The sequence below is a fragment of the Nitrospina gracilis Nb-211 genome (genome assembly GCF_021845525.1).
Classification (GTDB): Bacteria; Nitrospinota; Nitrospinia; order Nitrospinales; family Nitrospinaceae; genus Nitrospina; species Nitrospina gracilis_A.
Window position 1 is genome coordinate 1902303 of record NZ_JAKJKD010000001.1, and the last position, 25486, is coordinate 1927788.

At 55.2% G+C, this 25486-nt stretch carries 18 protein-coding genes, 1 tRNA gene and 1 pseudogene; 9 read left to right on the forward strand and 11 right to left on the reverse strand.

Annotated elements, in window-relative coordinates:
* Position 1 precedes the first annotated feature (1 nt).
* Both J2S31_RS09010 and J2S31_RS09015 read right to left on the reverse strand, forming a co-directional pair.
* Entirely contained in the window at positions 2-1780 is a 1779-nt protein-coding gene (locus J2S31_RS09010; RefSeq protein WP_237098756.1) for a B12-binding domain-containing radical SAM protein, read from the reverse strand.
* A 42-nt stretch (positions 1781-1822) separates the two neighbouring features.
* On the reverse strand, positions 1823-2143 hold the full coding sequence (locus tag J2S31_RS09015; RefSeq protein WP_237098757.1) for a cupin domain-containing protein: 321 nt from the start codon (positions 2141-2143) through the stop codon (positions 1823-1825).
* Positions 2144-2440: 297 nt separating this feature from the next.
* Between J2S31_RS09015 and J2S31_RS09020 the strand changes: the two genes are divergently transcribed.
* Positions 2441-2518: transfer RNA gene (locus J2S31_RS09020), tRNA-Pro, on the forward strand.
* 136 nt (positions 2519-2654) lie between these two features.
* Here the strand turns inward: J2S31_RS09020 and J2S31_RS09025 are convergent.
* Both J2S31_RS09025 and J2S31_RS14745 read right to left on the reverse strand, forming a co-directional pair.
* On the reverse strand, positions 2655-4445 hold the full coding sequence (locus tag J2S31_RS09025) for a hypothetical protein (RefSeq protein WP_237098758.1): 1791 nt from the start codon (positions 4443-4445) through the stop codon (positions 2655-2657).
* 123 nt (positions 4446-4568) lie between these two features.
* Positions 4569-4787: pseudogene (locus J2S31_RS14745) on the reverse strand (LEPR-XLL domain-containing protein); the annotation flags it as partial.
* Between the two features lie 644 nt (positions 4788-5431).
* On the opposite strand from J2S31_RS14745, the gene J2S31_RS09030 reads away from it, so the two are divergent.
* Positions 5432-6349, forward strand: a complete 918-nt coding sequence (locus J2S31_RS09030; protein WP_237098759.1) for a cation diffusion facilitator family transporter — start codon at positions 5432-5434, stop codon at positions 6347-6349.
* Positions 6350-6409: 60 nt separating this feature from the next.
* Here J2S31_RS09030 and J2S31_RS09035 read toward each other — a convergent pair whose 3' ends face one another.
* Genes J2S31_RS09035 through J2S31_RS09045 form a run of 3 tightly spaced genes read right to left on the reverse strand, consistent with a single transcriptional unit; the run spans position 6410 to position 8209 of the window.
* Positions 6410-7393, reverse strand: coding sequence for a zinc transporter ZntB (locus tag J2S31_RS09035; protein WP_237098760.1), 984 nt, complete (start codon positions 7391-7393; stop codon positions 6410-6412).
* Positions 7390-7632 (reverse strand): hypothetical protein, encoded by a 243-nt coding sequence (locus J2S31_RS09040; protein WP_237098761.1) that lies wholly within the window; start codon positions 7630-7632, stop codon positions 7390-7392. The genes J2S31_RS09035 and J2S31_RS09040 overlap by 4 nt, the downstream gene beginning before the upstream one ends.
* A 58-nt stretch (positions 7633-7690) precedes the next feature.
* Positions 7691-8209 (reverse strand): pentapeptide repeat-containing protein, encoded by a 519-nt coding sequence (locus J2S31_RS09045; RefSeq protein ID WP_237098762.1) that lies wholly within the window; start codon positions 8207-8209, stop codon positions 7691-7693.
* Between the two features lie 226 nt (positions 8210-8435).
* On the opposite strand from J2S31_RS09045, the gene J2S31_RS09050 reads away from it, so the two are divergent.
* Positions 8436-8759 (forward strand): rhodanese-like domain-containing protein, encoded by a 324-nt coding sequence (locus J2S31_RS09050; protein WP_237098763.1) that lies wholly within the window; start codon positions 8436-8438, stop codon positions 8757-8759.
* Between the two features lie 3 nt (positions 8760-8762).
* Here J2S31_RS09050 and J2S31_RS09055 read toward each other — a convergent pair whose 3' ends face one another.
* Both J2S31_RS09055 and J2S31_RS09060 read right to left on the reverse strand, forming a co-directional pair.
* On the reverse strand, positions 8763-9866 hold the full coding sequence (locus J2S31_RS09055) for a hypothetical protein (RefSeq protein ID WP_237098764.1): 1104 nt from the start codon (positions 9864-9866) through the stop codon (positions 8763-8765).
* A 62-nt stretch (positions 9867-9928) separates the two neighbouring features.
* Complete coding sequence (locus J2S31_RS09060; protein WP_237098765.1) at positions 9929-11008, reverse strand: mechanosensitive ion channel family protein; 1080 nt, start codon at positions 11006-11008, stop codon at positions 9929-9931.
* Between the two features lie 137 nt (positions 11009-11145).
* Between J2S31_RS09060 and J2S31_RS09065 the strand changes: the two genes are divergently transcribed.
* From J2S31_RS09065 to J2S31_RS09075, 3 genes are read left to right on the forward strand one after another with little or no spacing between them, the layout of a single operon-like run.
* On the forward strand, positions 11146-13341 hold the full coding sequence (locus tag J2S31_RS09065) for a M20/M25/M40 family metallo-hydrolase (RefSeq protein ID WP_237098766.1): 2196 nt from the start codon (positions 11146-11148) through the stop codon (positions 13339-13341).
* A complete protein-coding gene (locus J2S31_RS09070; protein WP_237098767.1) occupies positions 13338-14969 on the forward strand; it encodes a gamma-glutamyltransferase family protein in 1632 nt (543 codons plus the stop codon). The genes J2S31_RS09065 and J2S31_RS09070 overlap by 4 nt, the downstream gene beginning before the upstream one ends.
* Positions 14962-15756, forward strand: a complete 795-nt coding sequence (locus tag J2S31_RS09075; protein WP_237098768.1) for an N-formylglutamate amidohydrolase — start codon at positions 14962-14964, stop codon at positions 15754-15756. Before J2S31_RS09070 ends, J2S31_RS09075 begins: the two co-directional genes overlap by 8 nt.
* A 13-nt stretch (positions 15757-15769) precedes the next feature.
* Here J2S31_RS09075 and J2S31_RS09080 read toward each other — a convergent pair whose 3' ends face one another.
* Positions 15770-16999, reverse strand: a complete 1230-nt coding sequence (locus tag J2S31_RS09080) for a nucleoside recognition domain-containing protein (RefSeq protein ID WP_237098769.1) — start codon at positions 16997-16999, stop codon at positions 15770-15772.
* A 135-nt stretch (positions 17000-17134) separates the two neighbouring features.
* Here J2S31_RS09080 and J2S31_RS09085 point away from each other — a divergent pair, with 135 nt between their 5' ends.
* Entirely contained in the window at positions 17135-17905 is a 771-nt protein-coding gene (locus J2S31_RS09085; protein WP_237098770.1) for a formyl transferase, read from the forward strand.
* A gap of 32 nt (positions 17906-17937) precedes the next feature.
* Here J2S31_RS09085 and J2S31_RS09090 read toward each other — a convergent pair whose 3' ends face one another.
* On the reverse strand, positions 17938-18990 hold the full coding sequence (locus tag J2S31_RS09090; protein ID WP_237098771.1) for an Lcl domain-containing protein: 1053 nt from the start codon (positions 18988-18990) through the stop codon (positions 17938-17940).
* Positions 18991-19133: 143 nt separating this feature from the next.
* Here J2S31_RS09090 and J2S31_RS09095 point away from each other — a divergent pair, with 143 nt between their 5' ends.
* Together J2S31_RS09095 and J2S31_RS09100 are read left to right on the forward strand one after the other, a co-directional pair.
* Positions 19134-19574, forward strand: a complete 441-nt coding sequence (locus tag J2S31_RS09095) for a hypothetical protein (RefSeq protein ID WP_237098772.1) — start codon at positions 19134-19136, stop codon at positions 19572-19574.
* Positions 19575-20026: 452 nt separating this feature from the next.
* On the forward strand, positions 20027-25369 hold the full coding sequence (locus tag J2S31_RS09100) for a PAS domain S-box protein (protein WP_237098773.1): 5343 nt from the start codon (positions 20027-20029) through the stop codon (positions 25367-25369).
* Positions 25370-25486 lie beyond the last annotated feature (117 nt).

Below are 25486 nucleotides of genomic sequence, written 5' to 3' on the forward strand. Positions count from 1 at the left end.
ATCAGACGACCAGCGACGCCAGCCGTTCCTGAATGATTTCCTTGTCGTGGTAGCCGAGATATAACAAGCCGTCGGCCAGCGAGTAGTTGTGGGGGAAAGTCATCACCTCGCGGCTGATCTTCTGCACGATCTCCTGGTACAGTTCCGTCGCCTGCTCTGGCGTCAACCCCTCGCGCACCTTGTGGTTGAAACCGAGGGCGAGATCGTGGTGCGGCGGGTTGGACAGACCGTACACCTTGAACGCTTCCGGGTCCTTGGCGATGGGCGTGCCTTTTTCCAGATCGAACTGCGACGCGATGCAGGAGAAACCCGGCGATTCCAGAATGCGCCGGTTGTCCATGACGAAGTTGATCGAATCCATCACCTCTTCGCGCGTTTCTGTGGGGAACCCGACAAGGATGTAGAAGTGCATGCCCATACCGATGCGAATGCACTCCTCCACCGTCTGGTCGATGACTTCCTTCGGGCAACCCTTCTGCATGAAATCCAGCACACGCTGATTGTACGACTCCATGCCGAAAATCAGCTTGCGGCAACCGGACTTATAAAGAAGTTCGAGCCGGTTGTCGCGCAATAAACTCTTTTCAAACTTCAATTCACCGGTCCACTGCACATCCACTTCCTCTTCCACCAGCTTCTGCGCGAAGGTGCGCAGGAAATTGATCGGCAATGCTTCGTCGGTGAAGAAGAAGTAGCGGCAGTTGTATTTCTCTTTCAGGTTCTTGAAGTCCTGCACCACCGTCTCCGCGTAGCGCACGTGGAAATCGATGTGGTCGAACGGGATCGAACAGAATGCGCACCGTTCCCAGTAACAGCCGCGCGACCCCATCACCGGCAGAACCCGCTCCGGCGAAAGATACAGGTCGAACGGCATACCGTCGAAATCCGGCGTCGGCAACGCGTTCAACTCCTCCTTGCCGAAGGGCCGGTTGACCTGCACGACCCCTGCCTTATCCCTGTAAACGAGGTTGGGCACTTTGGTCAGATCCCCTTCCCCGCGCAGTTGCTGAACCAGTTTCAATAGAGGCGTTTCGCCTTCGTGCACGATGAAGCTGTCCACAAAGTCGAACAGCGGCGAGCCTTTCTCCAGCACGTCCACCAGTTTGGTGAAGATACTGCCGCCGACGGTGATGTGGATTTCCGGCCGCGCCTGCTTCACCAGGTACGCCAGCGTGAGACCTGAAATCACCTGCTCGACGGAGGTGATGGAGATGCCGAAGATATCGATATCTTCTTTTATGATGCCGGGCAGGTAATGCTCGCGGTAGAGATCGAGGAAAAAGTTTTCGTTCGGGTCCTGAAACGATTGCAGGATCTCTTGGGTAGAATACGGCGAATAACGGAGCTGACTGCCGATGACCGTCAACTGCGACGGGTAGTATGGCGCAAGAATATTGTCCAGCCACACGTCGATGATCTTGAGCGACTCCATGTAGCGGTCGATCTCGTAGAACTCCTCACAGCGCAAGGACGCCTTCGCCGCATCGATCTGGTCGCAGAGCGCCGGGATGATCTCCTGCGCTTCCATCAGCTTCTCGTATTTTTCGCGTTCGAAATCAGTGTGGTAGGGCTTGGCCCCCAGCTCGCGCGCCTGTTTCAGGATGCGGTCGTAGAGCGGTTTGGTTTTTTCCCACGTACACAGGTGGTCAAGCAGTTCGATGGCGAGGTCGCGCTGGACGACGTCATCGATGCCGTTGTGGTGCAGAAAGCCCTTGAGCGCAGGCAGGCTCAGATAGGGTTGGGAAGGATGCCACGACGATGGAAAAACCAGGTAGATCATGTTTTAAAACATTCCGTACCGCGGGCCGCAAAGCCGGGCGCGTTATTGCGGTTTGGGAGCCATGAAGACCAGCATGACCAGCCGCCGGTCGGTGTGGTTGACGACCCCGTGTTCTTCTCCCGAGGGGGCGAGGGTGATCTCATCCGCCAACATCTCCTTCTCTTCCGTGCCGACGGTCACCCGGCCCTTGCCTTCGAGAACATAGTATATCTTGTCCGAGCCCTCGTGCGCATGAACTTTTTGCTTCTGGCCCGGCTCCAGGCAATAGACGTCACAGAAAAACCGATCCGTATCGAACAGACTGACCTTGTTCATCTTCTCAGCCTTGAAGGCCGCCTGGTCTCGAACCTTGAGAACTTTCATGCCCACCTCTTGTCATTTTAAAAAGCCAGGGAAGCCCCAAGCCCATTGAAATTGCGAAGTTTGGGGGATTCTACCACAGAACCCGGCGGCTTCAAGTAAAATTGCAGGTGGAGTTCCGGCACGGTTAAATGGCTGGGGGATAATGTGTTGACTTATCGGGGGACATCCACTATTTTGAAACCACAGTGCGGCCCGCCGGAGACGTGCTCGCAACGCGCGCATTTGCCGGAACAAGGGGGATTCGAACCGCCCCGCGGGACAGGCGGGGCCGGACACCGCACACACAATCAAAAGGGTCGGGGCGTAGCGCAGCCTGGCTAGCGCACCTCAATGGGGTTGAGGGGGTCGGAGGTTCAAATCCTCTCGCCCCGACCAGTTTTAAATAAAAAAGGTTACGGGAGATATCCCGTAACCTTTTTCCCTGCTCCTGCATTTACAGAAGGCAACAAGTAAAACCCCTGCCTGCCACCCCTCCCCTCAATAAGAGAAGCTCAACTCCGGTTTGGTGCGTTTACTCGGCACCCACATTCCAGATTCGGTACAGGTCCTGCCGGTCAAAATTCTCGTAATACTCCTGTAGCCATTCCTCCTGCAATTCCTCTGCGTCATTCCCCGGTTTGGGAATGAATGATCCCGATTCTTCATCAAAGACCATGATCTCGGCATCCGTTTCCACAGTCTTTTTCCGGACCACTTCTTTTCCCCGACCGGAGATTTCACGATTGTCCACATACCCATGCATCTTGGAAGCTTCCAGGTGAGGATCGATCAAAAATCCCGCATTTATCAGGTGACTCCAGTTGTTTGCCCTGAACATGTTGGTGACGCCCAAAAATGCGGTCATCTTGGTCAGCATGGCCATCTTTCCAAAATCGGAAACAGGTTCCTCCTGCCCCCCACCCAGGTTCATTCCTTCCAAATAGCCTTCGAGCAACGACGTCAACCACTCACCTGTCATCGACAGGAAGTCTCCGGGGGCCACAGCCCTGAAGTCCAGGTTCGCCGCGTAGCCTTCGATCAACCTGATTCCGGTCGGTACTCCACTGAACCCATCCGGGCGAAGTCCAATGGCGCCTTCCTCATCTGCCAGAAAAAGGTTCGGGAAGCGCTCGTCAAAATCTGGAGCCTGAACCGCGGGCGGCATGTCTGAAATGGTCAGACCGGCCAACGGATGACCTTCACCCTTGAGATCGAAAAATCCGTTGCTGAGCATTTCCACAAATCTGGACGCAGGCATCACACCTTCCGGCAGGTTTGCGTGTCCCGAATTCTCTGCAACCAAAAGACCCGACACAGTGAACGCGGGAGCCTCCAAATTCATGCGCGGTCCGGGAGCACGATCGTTAGCCTGTTCCGGCAATTCAAAAGGAGGTCGCTCCGTGAAATCATGATGAGTGGCCGCCACCATCAAGCCGGGGGGCAAATCTTCACTGAAATCCGGTTTCTCACCCAATCCCGGATTCCATTCCTCTCCCAGGTTCAGTACAAAAAACGGACCCGTCCCGTCCACCCCATTGTTCATGAGCGAGGCAAGCAACAGGCCGGGCACACCTTCGGGGGTAGGATGATCCGCTTTATTGGCAAGCCCGGGAGGTTCCACAGGCACCCGTGCCTCGGCAGAGGCCGGCCTGCCGGGAGTCACTTCGCCCGTCACCACCGGCACCGTGTCGGGAACCACCTCGGGAACCGTCACGTCCACCACCTCAGGCAACTCGATGATCTCAGGAGGAGCCGGAGGTACGGGAGGCTCGACCGCAGGCGGCACACTCGGCAACACCACGCCCGTCACCACCGGTACCGTGTCGGGAACCACCTCGGGAACCGTCACATCCACCACCTCAGGCAACTCGATGATCTCAGGAGGAGCCGGAGGTACGGGAGGCTCGACCGCAGGCGGCACACTCGGCAACACCACGCCCGTCACCACCGGTACCGTGTCGGGAACCACCTCGGGAACCGTCACATCCACCACCTCAGGCAACTCGATGATCTCAGGAGGAGCCGGAGGTACGGGAGGCTCGACCGCAGGCGGCACACTCGGCAACACCACGCCCGTCACCACCGGTACCGTGTCGGGAACCACCTCGGGAACCGTCACATCCACCACCTCAGGCAACTCGATGATCTCAGGAGGAGCCGGAGGTACGGGAGGCTCGACCGCAGGCGGCACACTCGGCAACACCACGCCCGTCACCACCGGTACCGTGTCGGGAACCACCTCGGGAACCGTCACATCCACCACCTCAGGCAACTCGATGATCTCAGGAGGAGCCGGAGGTACGGGCGACGATTCTTTTATCATTCCCGTATTTTGAGGAATGATGTCGTCGAAGTTATCCTCACTAACCGGCGGGAAATTTTCCGATGGGCGGTGGCTTTCCTGGGGAGGAGGCACTACTTCATTAAACGTATCCGAAACCAAATCCGGAACGACCGGTAAAAAATCGGCGGAAAGCAGAAGCCGCGGCTCCAGCGTTTCAAAAACCGGGAGGTACCGTCTTTCGGCAAACCAGTCAGAATACAAATTGCCCGTAAAACGATCCTTCTCCTCTCCTTTTTCGGCTTCTACCCGAAAAGGATGCAAACTCTGCCCCAGATTCCCTGACAAAAAAAATCTTCCGCAAAATCGACTTCGGTCCGCCATGATTTCCCTCCCTGGTTAATGGCATCAATACCGATTTGAAATTTGGAATTCATTTTGAAAGAGCGAAAAGCTAAGAACGCTTACCAAATCTGGATTTTGGAAAGAGCTCGCCGACAATCAACAGGAGACTCAACGCATCGGACCATGATCTGAAACCCGAGCTTTGTCAGAAACCGCTTTGCCACATTCGATATTTTTCTCATCACCCAAAATCCCCGGGCACCATGCCCATTTGGGCATGGTATCCGGAAAAGTCCCCTCCCTCTCCTTCATTCCCTATACCAACATTAATTTTGCCTGTAACCCTAGATGAAGGCTTGTCGACCCAATTGTCAATTTCGGTAAAGTAAACTTTTCACGAGGCCGAATTCTTCTACTAATAAATTCAACTATTTAAAAATGGCACTTTTTGCCACTAATTTTTCTGCATTGTAAAAAGCCTGATTAGCGCTCATCGAATATTTTTTTATTGAAAGGAGGCGTATAACCATTTTTAGACATACTGGACCTATTGAGTTACGGCTTCCCGGACTCCTGCCGTTCTCATATCCCGCTTTCGATCGCGCATCTAAAATCCTCAAATATCGTGGTATAGTGTTCGCCGCGTTCGATTTCACCTGTTTCCCCCTCGACCTGACCACCACATGTCCGCATCCGGCTCCACGAAAGTCATCGTCATTGCGCTCGGCGCCAATATCGGCATCGCCGTTGCCAAGTTCGTTGGAGCGTCCATCTCCGGCAGCGCGGCTCTATTGGCCGAAGGCATCCACAGCATCGTTGACTGCACCAACCAGATCCTGCTTTTGATCGGCGAAAAGCGCTCGCGCAAGCGGCCGACGGCATCGCATCCACTGGGCTACGGCCGCGAGTCGTTTTTCTGGTCATTCGTGGTAGCGATTCTGCTGTTCTCGATGGGCGGTCTGTTCGCCATCTACGAAGGTGCGCACAAGATGGCGGATCCGCATGAGGTGACGAGTCCCGGTCTCGCCCTGGGCATCTTGATCTTCGGTATTCTGCTGGAGGGGTTTTCCTTTTTTGCGTGCCTGAAGGAAGTGCGGAAACGCGATCCCGGCATGCCTATCTGGCACTGGTATCGCCGCACCACCCGGGCGGGCCTGCTGGTTATTTTCACGGAAGATCTGGGAGCGCTGGTGGGATTGACGCTGGCGGCGGGGTGTGTCGGCCTGTCGTGGGCCCTGCACGACCCCATGTGGGACGCACTGGGATCGATCCTCATTGGCGTGCTTTTGGTGATCCTGGCGGTAGTGCTGTCGGTGGAAGTGAAGAGCCTGATCATCGGCGAGGCTCCGGCCAAGGACTACCGTCACGAAGTGGAGACCATCACCCGCGAGTACCTGCCCGGCTCTCAGATTTTGAACTTCATCGCGCTCAAGACCGGTGACAACGAGGTGATGCTCAGCATCAAGATCCACCCCGGAAAAATCCAGAAAGTCACGAACCTGATCGAGGCGTTCAACCAGATCGAGGATCGCATTGGCGAGCGGTTTCCGGAGATCAAGTGGAAGTTTCTGGAGCCGGACGACCGCGAGGATATTTACTAGCGGCTGGTAGGTAAAGAGTGGTTGAAGGGCGTGGCAACAGGCGCGTCGGCCCGGCCTGCTTCACATCCATCTTTTGGATTTGAACCAGAGCACTTGCAGGATGCCGAGAACGATGAGGACCCCGGTGAATATCCAAAACGCCAGGTTGCTTTCCGCGCCGGGAATCCCGCCGACGTTGATACCCAGAAGACCCGTCAAAAAGCTCAGCGGCAGAAAGATCACCGCGATCAGGGACAAAATGTAAGACCTCCGGTTCAACTGTTCCGAGAGCAGGTTGAACAACTCCTCCTGCGCCACGGTGGCGCGCTCGCGCGCGGTATCCAAGTCTTCCACATAATGGATGGTGCGGTCCGCCGTTTCGCGGATGCGCAGACGTTCGATTTCGTCCAGCCAGGACAGGCGTTCGGAGTGGAGGCGCGTCAGTGCTTCCCGTTGCGGCGAAAGATAACGCCGCAGGCGGATGAACTGGAGACGCAGAAAGGAAATCTGCCGGTGCAGGCCAATATCGTAACGGCTCAATTCCATGATTTCGTTCTGCAGGGCATCCAGTTGATCATCGAGGGTTTCGACCACATCGGCGATGCGTTCGACCAGGCGGCCATTGAGGTCGGCAATGAAGGCGCTGACGGTCTCCGGCCCTTCGCCTTTATCGATCGCGCGGCACAGGTCTTCCACAGGCAATAGCGGCCGCCGTTGCGTGGACACGATCCGCCGTTCCTCGACGAACATGCGGATGGCCACCATGTCCTCGGGATCGGATTCGGGGTGCAGGTTGACGCCGCGCGCCACGAGCAACAACGCATCGCGCGCTACCGCCACGCGCGGACGGATCTCCTCCTGCAACAGGGTTTCGGCGATGGCTTCCTCCAGCCCGCTTTCCTCGCGCAACCAGCGTTGCACATCCGGCTGGCTGTAATCCATGTGGAACCAGAGAAATTCTCCCGGCTTGATCTCCGGCGGCAGGCGCACCCCGGCCCAGTCCAGACGGCGTCCACCGCCTTTCCCATCGAGAAGGTATGCGGTGATCAAGCCGTTTTCCTTCATGTCTCCTTTTTGTCCTCAATGCTTTTGGCAATCATGATGTCGGCGATCTCGTAGGCGTGCTCGGCGATGCGCACGTTGTCCGCGCCCATTCCTTCCGAGGCAAGCAGTCCCTGCATGGCCAGCCCCGCCAGCCAGTCTCTGCGAGAGATGCCGGTGGAGATGTAATTCAAATCCGTCTCATCGCCTCCCGTCCGCAGCAGATTGTGCGGGTACACCGTTCCACCTTCGTTTGCTTTCATAGCCTTCTCCTGAATGTTCGGTAACAAGTCGTTGGTGCCTTCTCTTATGAGAATGGACTCACAAAAAGGAATTCAAAAAATCCTCATCATCGGTGTCGTCGCTCAGGTATTCCGGCAGGCGGGTGTTGGCATCGTACTGCGCCGCCTTGATCTGCGCGATGCTCAGACCTGAAGCCTCGACCAGGTTGGTGCCTTTCAGGTTGGCCTGGTGGAATTCGACGTCTTCGTTGAACTGGCATCCCTGGAAGTCGGCGTTTTCCATGTTCGCCTGCATGAGCGACGACTCCATCAGGTTGCATCCTTTCACCTGAGCGCCCTGCAACTGCGCGCCATTCAGGTTCACTTCCTGCATGCGCGCCTGGTTGAGGTTGGCATTTTCGAGATTGGCGCCGCTCAAATTGGCAAACTGGAGCTTCGCGCCCTGCAGGTTGGCGTCTTTCAGGTTGGCCTTGGCCAGGTTGACGCCACGCAAATCCGACTCCGACAGATCGATCGTCTCGCCAGGGTTCCCATCGCGCCAGGCATTCCAGCCCTCAACCCCCTTTTTGATCATCTCCAAGTGTTGCTGATTGCCCATAACAGTCAGTCCTCCGGATTAAGCTAAAATTTCAGACCGGCGGTGGCGCCGCACGGTTGTGGTTGAAGTCCGTTTATAAATTGTCCCAATCTTACCAGAAAACGATTTGCCCTCAGTATCAAATTGCCCCGCCCCCTCTGGCGTCGCTCCCGATTTTGCCATAAAATTAAAAACCTTTCGGCCCGCACACCATCCCAATGATGAAACAAATCACCCGGAGACCGTCATGTCACAAATCAAACAGATGACCGTTCAGCAACTTCACGACCGGTTGGAAGAAGGACCGGTCAACGTGCTCGACATCCGCGACGAAGCGTCTTTCGAGGCCGGGCACGTGCCGAACGCCGTTCCCCTGAGCCGCACGCCGGTAGAGCAGTGCCTGGAAAAGTTCGACAAGAATGAAACTCTGGTGGTGTGCTGTTATCACGGCATCTCCAGCATCGAGGCAGCCATGTTTTTCAGTCAGCAGGGATTTCAGGACGTGCACAGCCTGATGGGCGGTTACGAAGCCTGGCATCGAAACTACAGCGAAGACGATTTTCTGGAATGATCCCTACTGCCCAATGGGCAGGGTCAGCAGTGGGGCCGAGGACGGCACCTTCCCCGCCTGCAATGAAAATATCTGCGACAGCAGGGAGAATGTCGATTTCGAATTGAGGTCGGAGTCGTCGATATAAAACCATGTGCCACGATGCAGGATGGCCACCGCAAACGAACCCGGATCATAATCCTCCCCGTTGCGCACGCGGAGCAGGGTTCCCGTCAGCCTCCGCCAGTCGAAGCGGCTGCCGTCTTCATTATAAGTCACCGTCACCCTGCCCTCATCGATGTGCTCGGGCGGCACCTCCACCCCCTGCGACAGATAGTACATGACGCCCAGCAGGGACCGCGTCTGCACGCGGATGTAACGCGGATCGTCCACTGCGGTCAGGTAATAGCGTCCCTCCACCGGATTCACCTCCAAAAGCTCCGCCAACAGACGCGCGTCTTCCGACTGCCGGGCCTCTTCATCCAGCTTGATGACGATCATCGGCACGTCGTTATCCTCGATGTACTGCAATTCCATCATATCGTTCTTCTGGAAAGTGCGAAGAATGGACGCCATCCGCGTGAACGTCTCAAACTCCGGCGCGCGGCCGGGCGTGGGACCGGAGGCCCCGGGCGCGTTTTTGATGCGATTCATGCGCTGAAGACACAGGCGGAGCAGGCGGTCCACCCGCCAGCCGGAATGGTACAAAAGGGTGATGGTCTGCATGGTGATGGGCGAAAGCACCCGCTGGATGAACTTGTCGCCCTGCAAAGGTGAGTAGGTGATGGTGGGTTTTTCCTGCATCTGCGCCCCGGCACCGAACCCGAAGGTGGACAGCGCCCCCTCCGGCACCGACGCACTGGCGCTGGCGTTGGTGGTCAACGTGAACTGCGCCGCCACACTGCTGACTTCCAGAAAGTACGGCGTGTCCCGGTACTTCAGGCGCACCAGGTTCAACAATAATTGCTGGTCGTTGGTGCGTTGGATGGCGACATTGTAATTGGATCGTTCGCCCTCAATGCGGTTTGCTCCCAGGTTCGTGCAACCGGCAAATACGGTTGCCAGGAAAAAAACGAGGAGCAGGATGCGGGGCCGCCTGAAGAGAACCGGGCTGGACGCGGACAGCATGTAAAAATGAACCCCCTCTTGGAAAATTCAGAACGGGATGATACGAGGAAATCCGGGGGCTGTCAAACCGGTGACGGACCGGGGCCGGGGTTCGATCCCTGGTCCAGTTGAATGGTCTGCGTGGGAAAGGCAAACTCAATGCCTTCCGCCTGAAACTTTCGGCACAAGGCAAGATTGATGGCCTGCTGAGTGTCCATCATGAATGCGTAATCCCCCTGCAACAGCCAGTACACGGTTTCAAAATCCAGCGAGTACGCGCCGAACTGCTTGAAGTGAATGCGGTCCACCCGCGTGTCCGGCTGGGACTCGATGATCTCCTTAATCATGCCGGGAATGCGCTCCAGTTTGTCCGCCGGAGTGTCGTACGTCACGCCAATCAAAAACACCTGCCGGCGCTCCGGGATTTTGCGAAAATTACGGATGCGGCTGTCCAGCAGGTCGGAGTTGGGGATCACCAAGCGTTCGCCGTTGATGCTTTTTAGCTGGGTGGACTTGAGGCCGATGTGCTGGACCGTGCCCATGTCCGCGCCGGCGATGATGAAGTCGCCGATGACGAACGGCTTGTCCATGACAATGGTGAGGGAGGCAAACAGGTCGCCCAGGATTTTCTGCACCGCCAGGGCAATGGCGATGCCGCCGATGCCGAGTCCCGCAACCAGCGCGGCGATGTCCACCCCGGCGTTGTCCAGTGCCACCAGCAACAGCACCGCATAAAACCCGAGGAGGATGATAAATTTGATCACACCCAGCGCGGTGGCGAAAGACGCATCCTTATCCTTCTTGTTTTCGTACGCCCGCTCGGCCCACAGCAGGATGGCGTTGTGGCCCCACACCCCCACCAGAACGAGACCCAGAAGGAACACGACATTCGTCCATTTTTCCGCCAGGCCCTCCGGTATCGGCAGTTTCTGACTGCCCACGTAGAGAGCGATCACCAAAAGGAAAAACCAATGGGTCTTATCCGAAAGGCGTTTAACCAGACGGTCGCTCAGGGCCTTGGTCCTCTGGTACCGGTTTTTGAAAATGGATCGTAAGCGGCCCCGCACAAAAATCAGGATCACCAGGGTCAACAAAGCCCAAAACATCCCTCCCAGCCACACCGGCCAGGAGTTTTGGTTCAACCACTCGCGCAGAATTTCCATAACCCGTTCACCTCATTGATTTTTAAATTCAGTCCTGACAAAAATGACTGAAAAGCGTTACAATATTTCCCATTAAACACGGAAACCGGGGATTTGGAACTCTTCGCCCAAAATATCATTTTTTCGGGGAACGTCCAATGAAAGTAGCGGTCATTTACAACAAAAACCAGTCAGAAGTCATCAACGTCTTCGGTGCCCAGAACCGCGAAATTTACAATCCTAAAACCGTGGAGCGGGTGGCGAGCTCTCTTGAAAAAGGCGGACACAACGTCCGCGTCATCGACGGCAACATCCACCTCATAGAAAAATTAAGCGAATTCATGCCCAAAGTGATGCACGGCGAGCAACCCGGCATGGTATTCAACATGGCTTACGGCATCCAGGGAGTGAGCCGCTACACCCACGTTCCAGCGCTTTTGGAAATGGTGGGCATTCCCTACGTCGGGTCCAGTCCCGCGGGGCACGGCATCGCCCTCGACAAAATCACCTCCAAGGTTTTGTTCCAGGCCAATGGCGTGCCCACACCGCGCTACTGGTCGTTCTTCAGCGAGGACCAGATTCCGGAAGACATCCCCTTCCCCGTCATCGTCAAACCCAAGATGGAAGCAGTGTCGATGGGCATCGAAGTGGTGCACGACATCGGCCGCCTGAAAGAAGCCGTCAAAACCCTGGTCAAGGAATACAGCCAGCAGGTGCTGGTGGAGGAGTTCATTCCGGGGCGCGAGTTCGCCGTCGGCCTGCTGGGCAACGGCGACCCGGAGGTCCTGCCCATCGTCGAGTTCGATCTCGAAGGCGACCCCAACGCAATTCAGACCTATTCCGAGAAAATGAAGCGGCCGAAGGAAAAAATCTGCCCGGCCAGGGTGGACGATGCCCTGGCGGCAAAAATGGGCGAACTCACAAAAGCCGCTTTCCGCGCGCTCGGCCTCTTCGATTTCTGCCGCGCCGATTTCCGCATGGACGACAAAGGCAACCTGTATGTCCTTGAACTCAACTCGATGGCCAGCCTCGGGCTCACCGGGTCTTACGTCCATGCCGCCAAGGTGGCGGGCTACACGTACGAGACCCTCATCAACCGCATGCTCGATGTCGCTGTGGAACGTTACTTCGGCGAAAAGAACCTGAACGAGGTGCCGGAGACGGAACCGTTTTTCAAAAGCTTTCTGAAAAGCCAGACCACATCCCTCCCCGTGCGTCTGCGCAGTTACCTGCGCGGCAACGTCAGCACCATGGAAGACTTCCTCGCCCACATGGTGGAGATCAACTCCTACGCGCGCAACCTGGACGGGGTCAATTCCCTCGGCAAATGGGTGTCCAACCACCTTGGGCGGATGGGATTCCAGCGCGAAGTGCACACCAAGGCGGAGTTCGGAAACGTTCTCTACTTCACCAACCACACCAGCGATGAAAACGATATTCTGTTGATCGGCCAACTGGACAACCCGATTCCCAACCAGGACTACGTCGCCTACCAGGAGGAACGCGGCAAGCTTTACGGTTCGGGCGTCTATTATGGCAAAGGCGGGCTGGCCATTCTGCTCGGCGCCCTGCAAGCGTTGCGCTACACGCGGTCGCTTAAAAAAGTGAAGTGCGGCATCCTGCTGATTTCGGATGAAACCGCCGGCGGACGCACCTCCAAAAACCTGATTGAGGACCTGTCCAATAAATCGAAATACGTGATCGGGTTGCAGGGCGCGGGTCTTTCGGGCCAGGCCACCACATCGTTCTCCGGCGTCATGAAGTACAACGTCGAGATCAAGTACGCCCCGGGCAAGCTGTCTAAAATAAAGTCGGACCAGACCGACCTGGTTTCGTTTCTCACACAGAAAATCAGCGGCCTGCGCAAGATGTCAACGAAGGACGAGGAAGTATCCGTCGCCATCACCTCGATCAACACCCAGGGACTCGACGAAGCGACGCCGGATTTTGCCAATCTGAACTTCCGCATCCGGTTCCGCTCGCCCGATCTCAGTCAACAGCTCAAGGACCAGATTTACAAAACCTTCGAAGTCAGCGCCACCAGTCCCATCAAGGTCAATATCTCCCGCACTCTTCTGCGCCTGCCCCTGATGGAGTCGGAGGCCACTTGCAATTTTTATGACCGGGTCAGCAAGATCGCCAAAAACCTGGAAATTCGATTGCAGAAAGAACACGGCACCACTTCAACTTCTCTTTGTCATGTTTCGCCGGACAAACCGGTGCTGGGCAACATGGGCCCCATTTCCGGAGGCATGGGCACGCGCAACGAATACGTCGTCCGTGACAGTCTGCTCGACCGTTCGGTCCTACTGGCCTATCTGATCTACCTCGCCGCAAACGACTTCAAGGAATGAAACTCGACCGCATCGAAACACGACTTGAGGTCCGGGAAGACGGAAAAAGCGCCATCGCGAGGAAGGGCATGGTGTCGACGGCGTTTCCGGAAGCGACGCAGGCCGGAGTGGACATGCTGGGCGCAGGCGGCAACGCGGTGGACGCGGCGGTGGCCTCCGCCCTCGCCCTCGGCGTGTGCGAACCGCAGGGAAGCGGCATCGGCGGTCAATCCTCCGGCATCCTGTATCTCGATGGCAAAGTCCTTTACGTGGACGGCTCCAGCCGCGCGCCGTCGCTCGCTCACCTCGATCATTACAAAGACGACAACCTGCTGGTCGGTCACCGCGCCACCACCGTTCCCAGCACCGTCGCCTTCCTCGGTTATCTCAATTTCTACTACGGCCGCCTGAGCTGGCGGCAGGTGTGCGCACCGGCCATCCGCATTGCGCGCGAAGGGTACCGCATCACGCCTCTGCAAAGTCAGCTCCAGCAACGGGAGCTGGAAACCTTTCAGAAACCCATCTGCGAATGGGGCGCGAAGTATTTTCTGAAAAACGGCAACACGCCCTACCTGCCGGGCGAACTGTTTGTGCAGAATGGCCTGGCGAACCTGCTGGAACACCTCGCGTACTACGGACCCAAATCGTTTTACCAGGGCGAGATCGCAGAACAGATCGATGCCGACATGCGCGCCTTCGACGGCTTTCTGCGCAAGGAGGACCTGGCTTACATTCCCTGGCCGGTAGAACGCAAGCCCCTGAAACGCCGCTACCGCAAAACGCAGATCTTCACTTGTCCGCCGCCGACCTCCGGGCGCACCCTGCTGTTGACGTTGCAGATGCTCAACAACCTGCCGTCCAAGTTTCTGCGTGACCGTTCGCCGGAGTCGTTTCACTTCATCGCGGAAACCTTCCGCAAGGCGCTGATGAACCATAAGGAGCGACCGTACGACCCGAACATCTATCCGCAACTGCCCGACGACAAACGCATCCTCAGCAAGGATTACGCGCATTATTTGTCTTCGACCATCCGCAATGTCATTGACCCCAGCCTGCCTTTGGTCGAGCCGTACGAGACCGGTCAGGACACGACGCACCTTTCGGCGATGGACGCGGACGGCAACGCCGTGGGCATCACGCAGTCGATCGAACGCGTGTATGGTTGCCACTCGGCGGCGAAGGGTCTCGGTTTTCTTTACAATAATTACATGAGTGCGATGGAAACCCACGACCCCAGCCATCCCTATTACCTGCGGCCGGGAGCCGTGCCGTGGAGCAGTATTGCGCCGGTGATCGTTTTCTACAAAAAACAACCGTGGATGGTGGCGGGCAGTCCGGGCAGTGACCGTATCTTTTCCACCATGAGCCAGTTCCTGACCAACATCATCGACGGCAACATGCCCATCGACCAGGCGATGATTCGCCCACGCATGCACTGCACTTTGGGCGGCGTGTTGAGTTACGAAAAAGAACGCTTCCCCAAGAAAGTCATCAGGTATCTGAAACAGGCGGGATACAAAATGTCCGCGAAGGACCCTTACGCTTTCTACCTGGGGGCCGTGCACGCGGTGGTGAAAACCCAGCTCCACGAGGGCTTTCAGGGCGTTGCCGAGATCCGCCGGGACGGCACCGCCGGAGGCATTGATTGATCCCATGGACACCCTGCCCTGCCTGATCACCGTACCTCACGGCGGCACGCGTGTCCCCGATTTCCTTGCGGGCCGTTTCATTCTCTCGCCCAGAGACCTGTTCGACGACATCGATCCCTGCACCCGCGACATCTATGCGCTTTCCGAGCGGGTGAGTGCGTGGAAAGACACCGACATCGCGCGCCCGGTGGTTGATCTCAACCGCGATGAGAGCGACCGTCCTCCGGCAAACCCCGACGGCGTGGTCAAAACCCACACCTGTTTCAACGTTCCCGTGTACGATCCCGCACAGCCTCTGGATCACGCGCTGGCCGAAAAACTGATTGCCAAATTTCATCGGCCGTTTCATGCATTCATCAAAGCCACGTTGAAAACGCGCACGGATCTGCGCATCGCGTTCGACTGCCACACCATGTCGGAGTTCGCGCCGCCCATCTCCCCCGACGCAGGAAAACCACGCCCCACCTTCAGCCTCGGCACCCGGTTCGGCGAGACCTGCCCGGACGCCATCGCAAACACGCTGGCCAAAAGCCTGATGCAGGTGTTCGATTTGCCGGGAAAGGAAGTGGCATTGAATCAGCCTTTCGCCGGAGGCCACATCACCCGCACTTACGGCAACAAACCGATTCCGTGGATTCAAATCGAGATGAACCGCAAGCTGTATTTGAAAAAACCGTGGTTCGATGAGAAAAAGTTAACGGTCGATCCGGTACGGCTTCAGTTTTTGCGCAATTGCATGGGAGAGGCCCTGCGCCTGTTTTTCGAAACCTGCCGTGCCTTGAAATGAATTGAAGTGAGGCTCAGCCAAAAAACCAGTAGCTGACAAGGATGGCGGCGAGGATGCCCGCCGCGTCCGCCAGCAGGGCACAGGGCAAGGCGTGGCGTGTCCGACGCACCCCCACCGCACCGAAATACAGCGCCAGCACGTAGAATGTCGTCTCGGTGCTCCCCTGCATCACCGACGCCATGCGTCCCGCAAAGGAATCGGCGCCAAAAGTCTGCATGGTCTCGATCATCATGCCGCGTGCCCCACTGCCGCTCAGTGGTTTCATGAACGCTGTCGGCAACGCATCGACAAACCGTGTATCGCCACCCACCCCCAATACCAGCCAGCGGATGCCGTCCAGCAGAATCTCGAGCGCGCCGCTGGCTCGGAACACGGCGATGCCGACCAACATCGCCACCAGGTACGGGACGATCTTGATCGCCACCTCAAACCCCTCCTTCGCACCATCAATGAACACGTCGAACACGTTCTGCTTTTTCCACAGGGCCGTGGCCATGAACGCCACGATCACCGTGAACAAGAGGAAGTTGCTGAGACGCGCGGACTGCTCCTGCATGGCAGCTTGATCCAGTTGCGAAAAGTACCAGACCAGCCCGCCCATCAACGCGGTAAGCCCACCCAGGTACGCCAGCAGAACCGGGTCGTTCATACTGATTCGTTGAACAGCGGCGACGGCAAGCAGCCCCACCAGGGTCGAGCAAAACGTGGCCAGCAGAATGGGAAGGAATACGTCGGTGGGATCGGCCGCGCCCTGTTGCGCCCGGTACACGAAGACGGTGACGGGAAACAGCGTGACGGACGAGGTATTGAGCACGAGGAACAGAATCTGTGCGTTGGTGGCTGAATGTTTTTCCGGGTTCAGTGCCTGCAATTCGTTCATCGCCTTGAGGCCGAGAGGCGTGGCGGCGTTGTCGAGGCCCAGAAGGTTGGCGGAAAAGTTCATGACCATCGCGCCGAATGCGGGATGCCGCTCCGGCACCTCGGGAAACAGTTTGCGCAACAAAGGATGCAGAAGCCGGACAAACAGGTCCAGCACTCCGGCGCGCTCGCCAATGCGCATGATCCCCATCCAGAAACTCATGATGCCCACCAGGCCGAGCGCGATTTCGAAGGCCACACGTGACATCTCGAAGGTCGCGCCCATGATCGAAACAAAGACATCCCCCTGACCCCACACAAGCCACTGGAGGAGGGCGACCAGAAAGGCGATGAGAAAAAATGAAACCCAGATGATGTTCAGCAACAGGGCGACTCCGGTGCGGGAATAGGCAGGGCGACGCAAAAATCGGAGACATTGTACCATTCCCGGCGTTCAAGCCCTACCGCCTCTGCTATAATTGGCGCCGGTTTAAGGAACGGAAACGAATAAAGGACAGACATGCAATCACCCCGGCTGGTACTGGTGACCGGCGACGATCTGCGGCACGAATATTTTATCCGTCGCATCAACGCCCGGTTTGCCGTGCATTCCGTTTTTGCGGAAAGCAAACACTACCCTTCCCAGCCTTTCGCTACAAAAGAAGCCGAGCGCGCGTGGCTCTGGTTCTTTGAACGGCGGCAGGAGTACGAGCAACGCGAGTTCGCTCCTGTCCGCGATTGGCCGCGCGCGAACCATCCCGTTTACGAAACCCTGCAACCGGGTGATTTGCATGTCGATTCCTTTTTAAAGAAACTGAAGCGCATCGACCCGGATCTGATCCTGTTGTTCGACTGCGGGCTGGTGGGACAATCCCTGCTCAATGCGTTTCCCGGGCGCATTCTCAACCTGCATGTCGGTCTCACTGAAGAATACCGCGGGTCGTCTTGCAATTTCTGGCCCATCCACGATGAACGGCTGGATTGCCTGGGAGCGACCATTTTAAAGATCGATCCGGGCATCGACACCGGAGCCATCCTCGAACAGGGAACCGTGACCGTCGAGCCCGGAGACGATGAACAATCGCTGATTGGCAAGACGCTCAAGCTGGGGGTGGAGTTGATGGAAAAGGTGGTGAGTCAGTGGCGAAGCGGAGGTTGGAAAGCCCGCCCGCCGGAGTCGCCGGGCGTGCTGTTCCAGCGAAAGGATCTGAACCCGGAAGCGATGCTGACCGTGCGCCGATTGGTGGAAGGGCCACGCTGGCAATCCCTGCTGGAACAATACTCGGGGTGAAAGCGCGTTCGAATGAGGATGAGCGACGCGGTTTACTTCAGGTCACGCACCAGGCGGACGCTCATGGTGGGACTGCCATAGTTGAGAGCTCCGGTGCGATCGTACCCGCCCACGAAGAAGAAATACCTCGCGGAATCCTCCCCTTCCCGGTCACTACTCCAGAACCCATACCCGCCTCCATCCTCAAAGGCTGTGGGATACCCGACCGGGTATTCCTGGTTCCGGTCATAGGCCAACTTGGTGCGATCCGGGTCGAAGGTGCTTTTGTATTCCTGAATCGTGGGCACCCGCCAGTCGGAATACCCGGCGTAACGCCGCGCGTTCATTTTTTCCGCCCAGTTCATCGCCTCTTTCCATGAGGTGGGGTAGCGTTTTTCAATAATCCGGAAATCGCGCGTCATCCACATCAGATTGTTCACCGTGTCCAGAGCCGTGTGATTTTTATAAGCGACCCAGGAGCCCAGGTTATTGCTCGAAGCCTGAAGATCCTGCTGGCGCAAGTACTCCTGATAAAAGTTGAACCCGAATGCAAGGCCGATCACCAGCAATATTCCGGCGAACCAGTACAGAGTGGATCGTTTGAGCTTATTGATGCGCGCGACCAGCCCTTCCGCATCGCGGGCCACCTTGTCTTTTTCCGCCTCCATGTCATGGAGGGCCAGGTCCAGGTGGTCATTCCTGTTGGCCTGTTCGTAAAGCTGAATCCCCTGTTTGGCAACTTTGAGTGCAATATTGAAGTCGATGGGTTTCCTTACCAGGCGGAAAACCTCCGCTTTATTGATGATGTCCTCGACGATATGGTCGTCAATCTGGGCGGCGGTCAGCACACGGACGGTATTGGGCGAGACCCGTTTGACGATCTCGAGCAGTTCCGTGCCACGCATTCCACGCATGCGCTCCTCGGTGAACACAACGGCGATGGGTCCATTGTTGGCCACCACATCCGCCGCCCGCATGGCTCCATCGCACACTTCAACCTGATATCCACTCTGGCTGAAAATTTTTTTTGCCGCGACCAGAACCTTTCTTTCCGTATCGACAAATAGAATTTTGTACTTGCGGTTTTCGGTTGTCCCCTGATTCATAATCCCTTGATTTGATCCAATACGTTCCATTAGTATTTTTAGTGTAAGGGAAGCCACGCGAACAACAACATTTTTTTATGAAATATATTGTCATGCAAATGCTCAGAATATGGATGGATTCATTTCGACTCCGGATGAAGACCGTGATCATTCTGACCGCGCTTTTTCCTTTAACTTCTTTGCCTGCCCTGGCGCAACCACCCAAACCCGGCGCGGAGGAATTCGTGCCGCAGGGACTGGTGGCTTACGATACGAATTATCTTTTGGGCGAAGGCCGTGATTTTATAGTTTTCAAAATCCGCAATGACGGGACAAGAACCATCAGCCATCTTTTCGGATGGGTATACCGCTACAACGAAAGCCCCCAGGGGGCGACCGACTTTCTGCTGATGAACAATCCTCATCAGTCCGCGTTTTTAATCAAGGGAGGACCCCACCGGTCCGGGAAAGTGGCGCAGTGGCGATTTTCGTTGAACAGCATCATTCCGCCCAATGCCAATGAACGGTTCATCCTCCGGGTCAGCCCAAAAAGTGTTTTTTTCGCACACCACGAACCAGCCCCAGCACCCCCAGAAGACCGTTAAGTGGGATTCTTTCAATGGGTTGAGCTTCTTCTACGGACCAGAATATCCGTGATTCCAAGAGAATCGGTCTCCCGGTTTCTTTTCTTAAAACGTCGTAATCCATTAAAAATAAAGACTTTTTTGGCTCAACATCCAGTCGCAGGACGCAAATGGAATTATCCCTCCTCCCGCACTCCGATCGCCCCGGTCCAAATCAGCTAATTGGTTGCTTTTTAAAGTGTTATTAGCTATACTCGAGTAACCGTAAAATTTGAAGTCAATCTGCTTTCCATTGGCAGGCGGCTGGCCACCGCTTCTGTGGAAAGAAGTTCCTTTTCGGCGTCTTTCTTGATCTTAAGAAGGAGGGGATGTGAAATGCCTTAAAGGGTGCCTTGGACACTGGGCGATAGGAGCATTGTTTTCTGAATGCGACCGTTCCGGTGGACAAAGTCCTTTATTTCAAGGAAACCTCCATGTCGAAGAAGAATGAGCAAATCGCGGCACAAGTTGGAATCACACTGATCGTCGCGTTGGTCCTGTTGATCGTCTGGGAATATTTTCTCAAACAAATTCTCTTCGAAACCCTCCTTGCACAGACGGCGGTCCCCTCTTCCTTCCAGCGTTGGGAATTCATCGTTGCCTGCCTTGTGATTGTCGGTCTGTCGCTCATCATTCCCATGCGAAAAGTCCGCCACCTGCTCGGCGAAATCCGCACGGTGGAAGAATCCCTTTCCGGGGAAAAAACCCTTTCCCGTATTTTCTTCAATGTGGACAATTCCATCCTCATCGTGTTGGACACGGCAAACCAGATCATGCAGGTCAACAAAAAGGCCCTGAAGTTCCTGGGATACAGGGAGGAGGATCTGCTGGGGAAAGACTGGATGACGTTTCTCATTCGCAATAAGGAGCGGGAAGCCCTGCGGCGTGAGTTCATCGCCTTTGCAAACGATCCGGCCCGTCAGTTTAAAACTTTCATCACCCCCGTACACGACAAATCAAACAAAGAACATCGGGTGGAATGGCAGGCCGCGATGTTGAAAGACGAACGGGACCAAGTGTATGGAACCATCGTTTCCGGGCAGGATGTCACCGCGCAGGGGACTTTAACCAAAGAAATCGAAGTTCTTAAAACAAAATACGAACCGCAAATTAAAAAGCTCACGAAAGAGCTGAATGAGAACAAGCAAAAATATCATCAGGAAGCCATCAAAACCGCACACGCGAAGGCTCGATTCAAGTTTTGGTTCGACTTGGAAAAAAACCTGCTTTCTTTGAAACCGCAGGATGCAACGAATTCTGAATTTATCAATTCAAAATTGAAGCAGGTACTGGAAGATTACGGAACTCTATGCGATGCGGATCATGGATTCGTCAACTTGATCTCCGAGGACGGGGAAACCATGACCAACACGCATATCTGGGTTTCTGATGAACCGGGCATGGAACCCGACCCGGATCCTATTAAATTGTCCAGCCTTCCCTGGTTGAAACAGAAACTGAACAAAAAAGAAGTCCTTCACATCAGCAAAGTCGATGAGTTGCCGCAGGAAGCAGAAAAGGAGAAAAAATACTTCAAATCCCAGGGAGTGAAGTCGATCACCATTGTTCCCCTGACTTCGGATAATTCCATTCTGGGATGCATGGGTTTCGAAACCATTCATAACTTCAAATCCTGGGACCGTGACGAAATCGAGATTTTGAAGATCATCGCGCGCCAGATGGCAAACATATTAAATCCGTCTCAAGCGAACTCAACAGGAGACCCGGCTTCTTCTAAATTCAGCAACCTCGGAATGGATTGGGAGGAAGATGGACTGGACCTTGAATTCGATGATTCCCTGCAGGATGACGCCATACAGGGTTTGCAAGGCCGGCTGGGCGAGGAGATCAAGGAGCGCATTGCGAGTCTGGAAAACGCCAGGGCCAACCTGGAAAGCCAACTCGATAAAAGCAAATCCAATGAGGCGCAACTGAAGGCCGCTCAAAAGGAACTTGAAGAAAAGTTAAAGACCCGTTCACAAGAAGTGGAGCAGACCCAGAAGCTTCTGGAAAAAGAAAAGCAGGGCAAGCAACAACTGGAAGCAGAACTGGAAGCATCCCGGGAAAACAGAAGGAAGGGAGAACATACGGAAGATCAAATCAAAGCCTTGCAGACCAGGTTGGAAGAAGAGACCAGGGCCAAAGAGGAACTTGAAGTCCAATTGGCACAAGTGGAACAGTCCGCCAGCAAGGAATTGACCGCAAAAATGGAGGATCTGGAAAAACTCCGTCAGGAACTCGAGGATGCAAAGCAGTTCAAGCAAGAGCTCCAAAACAAATCTCCGGGCGAGATCAAAACAGCCTTCACCGCCAATCTGGAAAAACAGCTTTCCAACAAATCATTCGAGTTACAGAAAGTACAGGCCAAATTGGAAAACGAACTACAGGCAAAAGAAAAATTCAGTGAAAAGGTAAAGCGGGAGCAAACCGCCTTGGAAAAGAAGCTGGCGGAAAAAGAAGCTCAGATCGAAGAACTGAAAGCCCGAATGGACTCACAGGAAAAACCCGCCAGCGAACACGAGTACAAAGCCTCCCGGTCCCGGACCAAAGAAAAGGTAGAAGAGGGAAAAGCAGGTCATTCTTCGGAAAAAGAGGAGAATGCCAATTCCTTAAAGGACCAGATAGAAGAATTGAAACTCCTTTTGGAAGAAAAAACCGAACAGTTGCAGGACCTCCAAAACGAATACCAAATTTTCAGGGAAAGCGCTCCTGCAGCGGAGGAACTGGAATCGACTCAGGCCCTCGTCGATGCCAAGGACCTGGAAATCCAGAAAATCAAGGAAACCCTGGATGAGGCCCACATCGCCAAAAACTGGGTGGAAACCGAATTGTCCATACTCACCAAGGACCTGGAGAAGCACAAAGAGAACCTGGAGGTGTTGGAAGCATCCCGTTCTTTAATGGAATCGGAAATTGAAGAGCTTCGAGAATACCAGCAACAGCTCGAAGAGAAAAAACAGGAATACGAAGAGCTGGAACGTAACATGGGCAATCTGGAGACGGCGAACCAGCAGATGCTCAGCGACCTCGATGAAAAAGATCAGCTTATCGATGACCTCAGGAAACAAACTCAAAAGTTGGACAAGGTGGACCTCCCAATGTTCACCATCAATACAAAGGGAATCATCATGTCCTGGAATCAGGGTGCCCAGGACCTGACCGGATACTTCGAGGAAGCGGCGCAGGGGCAACCGCTGAGCTTTCTGTTCATGGAAGGCAAGGATGTTGACTTACAACGCGACGTGCTGGGCCCACTTCAGGAGAAAGGGTCTGTGACTCTCATATTGCCTCTCTCCTTCGGAACAGATCATCAGGACCACTGCAAAAAAGGCCTCATCAGCCTCGCCCTTTTCAAAAATGAGGATGACGCCAGCGAAGCCATCGGGATTATTTTGGACATTTCCCACGACCATAGAGCGGAAGAAGAACTCCAACAGGCTAAAGCCGAGGCCGCGGAGAAATTACAACAGGTGCTACAAAACTCCGAACAGGAATTGGAGACCATCAAAGGTTATTACGACTCGGTTCTCAAGAAATCCGGGCTGATCCCCATCACCCTTTCTACGGACTTCGAAATCCTCGCATTCGGCCCGGAGGCCGAAACTCACCTTGGGTGGAGTAAAGACACAACTTCAAACCGCAATTTCTTTGAGCAGGTGACGCCGGAGAACGATAGGAAAGCAATCGAAACCGCCGCCAGAGAAAACCTTCCGAAACGGGGTGTGCATCAATTTGAAAGCTCCACGGACATAGGTGGCTCCAAGAGACGGACCATGTTGTGGCATCTGATCCAGGATGAAGGCCTCAATGTGGAGTCCTCATCCATCATTGCGGTCGGACAGGATATCCATGAATTACGGGAGAAGGAGAGCGATATCAAGCAACGCGAGGCGCTTCTTTCGTCCATCATCGACCAGGCGGTCGACGGCTTTGTCACCATCGACGAAAGCGGGATCATTCAATCGTTTAACAGCACCGCGGAAACCATGTTCGGGTATTCCAGCACGGATGTCATGGGCCACAACGTGAGCATCCTCATGCCCGAGCCGTACCGGAGCGAGCATGGCAATTACCTTTCCCGTTACATGCAAACGGGAAAGGCCAACCTGGTCGGCAAGGAACCACGCGAATTCATGGCGCAACGCAAGGATGGATCGACCTTCCCCATCGAAATCGCTGTCCGCGAAATCTACCAGGGCTACCGGCGCATGTTTGTCGGCATCATTCACGACGTCCGAAAACGCAAAGAGTTTGAAATCGCATCGAAGGAAAACGAAGAAAGGTTCCGCAAGCTCATGGAAGCGGAGGCGGATGCCATTTTCGTCGTCAGTCTGGAGGACCAGAAAATTCTGGATGGGAACGAAGCCGCGTCCAAACTATTCGGGTACAGCCGTGGTGAGCTGGACAAACTGAAATATCACGATCTCGTGGTCAATGGCTCCGTGCCGGACCTTCCGGAAAACATGCAGGGAGGCACACTGGGACTGGGCCCGCGCAAAAAGAGAAACCTGGCCCATTTCAACAAAAAGGATGGAACCGTATTTTCCGCCCAGGTGGTCACCAGCACTTTCATCTTTCAAAACGAAAAACTGAGCCTGAACATCATCCGCGATGTCACTCCGCAAATCCGCGCGGAGGAAACCATCCAGGAAAGCGAGCGGCATCTGCGCGACATCCTCAACCAGGCGTCCCTGCCAATTTACATAAAAGATATGGCGGGACGTTATCTGCTCGCAAATGCCGCGTTTCAAAAACTGTTCAACGTGCACCGGGACCAGTTGCTTGGCAAGACCGACCATGAAATTTTCCCCGCAGACATCGCAGACATCCTGGCCAAAACCGACCGGAAGGCGCTGGAGAAAAGTGAGAACGTGGAAACCAATGAGTCCATCCTTCATGATGACGGAATCCATAATTACTCTATGATCAAGCACCCCATGCGCAATTCTTCCGGCGTGCTTTACGGCGTCTGTGGTGTGTTGAATGACAACACCACACGCAACCGCCTGGAATCGGAACTGGCGCGGATGAAGGTCGAGTTTCAGGAGCGCCTGGACCACTACCTGCAAGCCATGACGCAGCACCACGAAAAACAGGTCGCGTCGGAGCGCACCGCCGCCGCCACGAAAGTGATCACCGGCCTGGCCGGGCAGATCAGCAATCCCATTCACGGCATCCAGAATATTCTGGAACAGTTGACCGAGCGCGTGGCCATGGAGGAAATCCACAAAGGCCTCATGATGGTGGCCCTCAACGAATGCCAACGTATCGCCGACCTCAGCGACCGGTTGCAACGATGCGAAATCCCGTCTTTGGTCGATGCGGAAGCGATTGATCTGAATTCTTTACTGAAGGAGATCATGCAGGAACCGCACATAAAACCCAAAGACGGTTCCATACGTTTTGAGGAACAGTATTTTCCAAACCTGCCCCAGGTTCCAGGCAATCACGCGCAATTGAAACTGGCCTTCGAGCACCTCCTGCAAAATGCCGTCGAAGCCAATGCCGGGCAGGCGGGAAAGATCGTGCTCGCCACCGAACAGGCGGACGACAAAATCAAAGTTCACATCCACGACACCGGGTGCGGCATTCCGGAAGAAATCCGTGACCGCATCTTCGACCCTTTCTTCACCACAAAGAAAGCCAGCAAACGCGCTGGACTTGGCCTGATGATGGTGCTGGGAGTGGTCAAGAACCACGGCGGAGACATCGACGTCCGCAGTGAAACGGGAAAAGGAACGACCGTCACCCTGACTTTTCCCCTCCACCCAAAATAACCGCTCATCAAAAAAAATCCCCCGCCGGCTTCAACCGGCGGGGGATTCATTTATTGAGTTCACGCACAAACCCGCAAAAGACAGCCCTCAACTCCTTTCGGCAAAACAGAGCCAAAA

Coding starts and splice junctions, on each gene's coding strand:
- J2S31_RS09085 (WP_237098770.1), top strand. CDS start 17,135: ATGCAATCACCCCGGCTGGTACTGGTGACCGGCGACGATCTGCGGCAC.
- J2S31_RS09090 (WP_237098771.1), bottom strand. CDS start 18,990: ATGAATCAGGGGACAACCGAAAACCGCAAGTACAAAATTCTATTTGTC.
- J2S31_RS09010 (WP_237098756.1), bottom strand. CDS start 1,780: ATGATCTACCTGGTTTTTCCATCGTCGTGGCATCCTTCCCAACCCTAT.
- J2S31_RS09040 (WP_237098761.1), bottom strand. CDS start 7,632: ATGAAAGCAAACGAAGGTGGAACGGTGTACCCGCACAATCTGCTGCGG.
- J2S31_RS09060 (WP_237098765.1), bottom strand. CDS start 11,008: ATGGAAATTCTGCGCGAGTGGTTGAACCAAAACTCCTGGCCGGTGTGG.
- J2S31_RS09050 (WP_237098763.1), top strand. CDS start 8,436: ATGTCACAAATCAAACAGATGACCGTTCAGCAACTTCACGACCGGTTG.
- J2S31_RS09025 (WP_237098758.1), bottom strand. CDS start 4,445: ATGATAAAAGAATCGTCGCCCGTACCTCCGGCTCCTCCTGAGATCATC.
- J2S31_RS09100 (WP_237098773.1), top strand. CDS start 20,027: ATGTCGAAGAAGAATGAGCAAATCGCGGCACAAGTTGGAATCACACTG.
- J2S31_RS09065 (WP_237098766.1), top strand. CDS start 11,146: ATGAAAGTAGCGGTCATTTACAACAAAAACCAGTCAGAAGTCATCAAC.
- J2S31_RS09030 (WP_237098759.1), top strand. CDS start 5,432: ATGTCCGCATCCGGCTCCACGAAAGTCATCGTCATTGCGCTCGGCGCC.
- J2S31_RS09015 (WP_237098757.1), bottom strand. CDS start 2,143: ATGAAAGTTCTCAAGGTTCGAGACCAGGCGGCCTTCAAGGCTGAGAAG.
- J2S31_RS09070 (WP_237098767.1), top strand. CDS start 13,338: ATGAAACTCGACCGCATCGAAACACGACTTGAGGTCCGGGAAGACGGA.
- J2S31_RS09035 (WP_237098760.1), bottom strand. CDS start 7,393: ATGAAGGAAAACGGCTTGATCACCGCATACCTTCTCGATGGGAAAGGC.
- J2S31_RS09055 (WP_237098764.1), bottom strand. CDS start 9,866: ATGCTGTCCGCGTCCAGCCCGGTTCTCTTCAGGCGGCCCCGCATCCTG.
- J2S31_RS09045 (WP_237098762.1), bottom strand. CDS start 8,209: ATGGGCAATCAGCAACACTTGGAGATGATCAAAAAGGGGGTTGAGGGC.